General features: G+C 36.9%; 1 protein-coding gene. It reads left to right on the top strand.

The annotated features are described in order from the left end of the window. Positions 1–75: 75 nt before the first annotated feature. A partial coding sequence (locus ACFIK8_RS11735; protein WP_375669527.1) for a Tim44/TimA family putative adaptor protein occupies positions 76–675 on the top strand: 600 nt, incomplete at its 3' end.

Genomic DNA, 675 nt, shown 5'->3' with positions numbered 1-675 from the left:
ACATATTTATTGATAAATGATATTGACTGCAATGTTTATTGCAGATCATCTTAGGTTTGGAGATTAACAGTCCCCATGGAATTTAACATCGTACTTGTCTTAGCTCTTGTTATTATGGTTGTTGTTTTTGTACAACTGCGTAATGTATTAGGAAAACGGATTGGTTTTGAAAAGCCTCCCTTTGATCCTTATTCGGGTCGTTCTAAAAAACAGACTGAAACAGAAACGGCTGATAATATTGTTTCTTTTCCTCATCAAGGCAATTCGCAAAAGGACGATTTTAGCGAAATTGATGCAATTTCACCAACAGGAAGTGCACTGAATGAAGGTTTACGGGCACTTCGCCAGAGTGATCCTCATTTTTCTCCTCAATTTTTTATAAAGGGTGCTCAAGTTGCTTACGAAATGATTGTAACAGCTTTTGCCAAAGGGGATCGCGATCAACTTAAGAAATTGCTTTCTCAGAATGTTTTTGAGAGTTTTTGTGCGGCCATTGAACAACGCGAAAAAAATAATGAAAGAGTCCAGTTTACGTTTGTCGGAATTAATAAAATTGAGTTTGTTGCAGCAGCAATGCAAGACAATGAAGAGTTTTTAACTGTGCGTATTGTCAGTGAAATGATTTCTGCGACTTACAATGAACAGGAAGAACTTATAGATGGTGATCCTGATGCT

The organism is Bartonella sp. MR168JLCBS, from assembly GCF_042194175.1.
The sequence above is the reverse complement of the archived record's forward strand: the minus strand, read 5'-3'. Positions and strand labels throughout refer to the sequence as shown.